This window comes from Aquimarina ulvae (assembly GCF_053613295.3).
In genome coordinates, this window is sequence record NZ_JBSIBP030000030.1 from 1 (window position 1) to 3,943 (window position 3,943).

The 3,943-nt window shown below is 30.0% G+C and carries 1 protein-coding gene; it reads left to right on the forward strand.

Annotated features, from left to right (window positions below; all coding sequences use genetic code 11):
* Window positions 1-279 precede the first annotated feature (279 nt).
* Window positions 280-3,696 (forward strand): FIDD domain-containing protein, encoded by a 3,417-nt coding sequence (locus tag ACWGOQ_RS23890; protein WP_452060352.1) that lies wholly within the window; start codon window positions 280-282, stop codon window positions 3,694-3,696.
* Window positions 3,697-3,943 lie beyond the last annotated feature (247 nt).

Below are 3,943 nucleotides of genomic sequence, written 5' to 3' on the forward strand. Positions count from 1 at the left end.
AAAGTTTCTCTTGATATACTTTCTTGCCTTGCATACCATGAAATTAACACTTTTTGCTATCTTGTGCAACAGGCACAATGGCTATAATTAATACGGGTTTTGTGCTTAATCCAAACTTTAGTGCTTTTAACCAAGTCCGCCAAATCTTTTGATTTGGCTTTATAAATGAAAAAATAAAACAAAAATAAAAAGATTTAGCTAAGTGCTTAATCGGAAAATAATTACTTTTAATTCCCGTACTAACCATAGCCGAGACGTTGGTAACAAGCTCAAACCGAAATGAAATTTAAACTACTTATCCTATTTCTAACATTTACCATGTTCTCTTATGCTCAGTGTTTTGATTGCGCCCAGAATATAGGAGGTTGGGTACATGATTATCCTGAAGATATTGAAAAAGTTTCAGATGGTATTATTTTCACAACTACCCAATCAAACTTTGATGAAGGTGTAATTTATAAATATGATTTTAATTGCAATTTAATTTGGTCTTATAATTTTTTGGATGAATATGACGATATCGAAGCGTATAAAACTGCCGTGGATGAGCAAGATAATGTATATGTAATAGTAAATAATGATCAAGGCCAAGTTAATATTGGAAGTATAACTATTGTGCCTGGAATGAGTGTTGTAAAAATAAGTGCTCAAGGCCAACTATTATGGAGTAGACCTATTGGTGGACAACAAATAGGAATAAACATACATTATTGGAACAATACTATTTTTGTAGTAGGGCGTTTTTTATCTACAATCAATATAAACAATGAAATCAGTTTAACTGCAAATCCAGAAGATTATTACATTGCTAAATTCGATTTAGATGGAGGTTTGATTGATGCGAATCAATTTGGCGAGAATGCAGAAGATATACTCATAGATTCCGATATTGATAATAATGGCAATTTATATTTAACAGGAAGCTCTTCTTCATCATATAATTACACTCATATAACTAAAATAAATCCAGATTTAAACTTACAATGGATTAAGGAAATATCAAATTCTTCAGTTTATGATTATAGATATAATGCCTCAAACTTATATTACAATAATACCAATGGTAAATTATATTTATGGGGAAGTTATTCAAATACTGTAGAAGTATTAGGAAATGTTTTGACCGTTGGCAACTGTTATTTTGGAAGTATCTTGACTGAATTTTCTTCAAGTGATGGAAATCTTGAAAATATAACAACAATTGATAATTGTTCTAGTGTGCCATTGCCTACTATTGGAGGTAATTGGAGAACTGACAATATAAGCAATGGCTATATGTATCATAAGAACGATGAGCTCTTTATATTAACAAGTTTTAAATCGACTTTGACTTTTAGTAATCAAACAATAGAATCAACGATAACTAACAATTTTTATAATGAAGATTTAGTATTATTTAAAGTTAATCTTCCAAGTTTTGAAAAAGAATTTATTTTACATTCTACTGGAGAAAACTATTATCCAACTTCAGAATATAAAGATGGTCCAGGACCAATTTTAATTGTTGATAATGATATATATTTAAGTGCTTTCTTCGAAAGTTATCCAATGCAAATAAACGGTAATGAAATAAACAACAATAGTGGTAATAATAATACGGACGTTCTTTTTTATAAATACAAGACAGATCAAACAAATTTAGAAGGTTTAATTACATACACAAATACATGTTTATCAGAAACAACAGATTTTGAAATAAATGGTGATTTTGATTCGGTAATATGGAATTTTGATGATCCAGCGTCTGGTTTAAATAATACATCTACTGAAAATAATCCTAGCCATACTTTTACTAGTATTGGAAATTTCAATGTTACTGCATTGGTAACTTGTGGAACAGAAACAGAAACTCTCAATATTGAAGTCGTTATTACCAATAGTCCTAATGTAAATCAAATTTCAGATATACATGCTTGTGAAGATGTTTATGAAAGTCAAATTTCTAGTGCCTTTGATACCTCTTCAATTGAATATGACTTAATAGGAAATCAGTCAGACCTAACTATAAAATACTTTGATTTTAATGGAATTGAATTACCAAGTCCATTACCAAATCCAATGACTAATTCTATTCTTGGACAAGAAACTATTACTGCTAGAATTGCATACAACAATAATTTAACTTGTTTTACAGAAATATCATTTGACTTAATAGTAAATCCTCTACCAGAAATTAATAAAATTAATAACATTTATGCTTGTGATGATGATGATGATGGCATAACTGAGTTTGATATTAGTAATCTTGAAACTAATATTTCAGATAATCAATCTGGAATGATAATAGAGTTTTTTTACGAAAATGGTCAACCGTTACCTAATCCATTACCAAATACAATTCAAAATATAGTTCTTAATCAAGAAATTATTACAGCTAGAATAACTGACCCAAATTCTAATTGTTATAACGAGAGCTCTTTTGATTTAATAGTAAATCCTTTACCAGAAGTAAATCAATTACAACCTATTTATGGTTGTGACGATAATAATGATGGTATCTCAGAATATTTTGACACCTCAAATGTAGAAGGTCAAGTTTTAAATGGTCAAACAGAAATGACTGTTAGCTATTTTGACCAGTCAGGTAATGCATTACCTAGTCCTTTACCAAACCCATACACAAATTCAAATACGTTCAATGAATCGATAACTGTAAGGGTTACTGATGATCATTCGACCTGTTATGCTGAAACGACTTTACAGTTGCAAACTCTGACACAACCAAATATCAGCCAACTTGAAAGTTTATATGCATGTGACAAAGGAAATGGTTATTCCGAATTTGATACGTCTCTTATAGAACAAGAACTTATTGGAAATCAAACAGGATTAACGATACAGTATTTCGATTCCGATAATAATCCCCTTCCAAGTCCCCTACCAACATTATTCCAAAATACAGAACCTTTTTCTCAAACCATAAGTATTAGAGTTGAAGATACCTCAAATCCAATTTGTTATTCCGAAACATCATTTGACTTAATCGTAAATGAATTACCTGAAATTAATGTAGAAGATGAATACTACATTTGTAATTTAGAACCATCTATTTTATTGAACGTAAATTCTGGATATAATTCATATAATTGGTACTTTGAAGATGGAACTTTAATTTCAACCACAAATAGTGGAGAAATAACTGAAGAAGGTAAATATACTCTAACTGTTACACAAATTGAGAATGGCATAACTTGCGAAAATTCTTTTGACTTTACTCTTATTCGTTCAATTTTACCTGAAATACAACAGGTAAATTTTGGAGAGTTGGGTAATAATTATATTGAAATTATTGCATCAGGTGATGGCGATTTTGAATATTCAATTGATGGAGTTAATTACCAAGACAGTAATTACTTCTCAAATATTCAAGGTGGAATGTACACGGTATTTGTTAGAGATGAAGGTGGTTGCGGACAGGATTCAGAAGAAGTAGCAGTAATTGATTACCCAAAGTTCTTTACACCAAATAATGATGGTTATAATGATTTTTGGCAGATTAAAGGTATAGTTAATTTTCCTAATTCAGAGACCTTAATCTTTGACAGATACGGAAAGCTATTAGCTAGAATAACATCAAATGATTTGGGCTGGAATGGACTTTATAATGGTAAACAAATGATGTCAAATGATTATTGGTTTAGAACAGACCTTGGTAATGGTCAAACTTTTTCTGGACATTTTTCTTTGAAAAGATAGAAAGCCAGTTGCCAACATTGTATCCTATGTAAAGCCCTAGTCCAGTTTCTTAAATATACTATTTTATTTTATAATTAACTCATAATGTTTTTTTTTACGGTGTTTACATGTTGGCAAATCTCTCCTTTTATATTGATTATTTGTCAATATTTAAACACCGTATAACTTGATCAGCATCCTATATGTGATCAATCTATAATGATCCTCACCAGCATCTGTATGATTATAAGCTATAATAAACTCAGTC